Raw genomic sequence first — 266 nt, 5'->3', positions numbered from 1 at the left:
GGGTGGGGAAGTCGCGAGGCGGGGCGCTCGAGGCGATCTCGTCGGGCGCGAGATCGCGGAAGGGCGCGCCGCGCTTCACGTCCCAGAGATAGCGGTAGCGGGGCTCGGGATTCCACGCCCAGGGCTCGCCTGCGCTCTCCACCGTGACGATGGCAGCGACGAGGGCGCGCGGCAGACCGTGCAGGTCGGCCCACGGAGCGACCGTCTCAACGAGATCGCGCCCGGCGAGGGTCACGGGCGCGACTCCCAGCGAGGCGGGGTTAGCA

Annotated in this window: 1 pseudogene; it reads right to left on the bottom strand. The window is 73.3% G+C overall.

The features are described from left to right. A pseudogene (locus tag ACTFO6_RS18905) lies at nucleotides 1-266 on the bottom strand (hypothetical protein); the annotation flags it as partial.

The sequence above is a fragment of the Pelomicrobium sp. G1 genome, from assembly GCF_051905455.1.
In the GTDB taxonomy this organism is placed as follows: Bacteria; Pseudomonadota; Gammaproteobacteria; order Burkholderiales; family UBA6910; genus Pelomicrobium.
The sequence above is the reverse complement of the archived record's forward strand: the minus strand, read 5'-3'. Positions and strand labels throughout refer to the sequence as shown.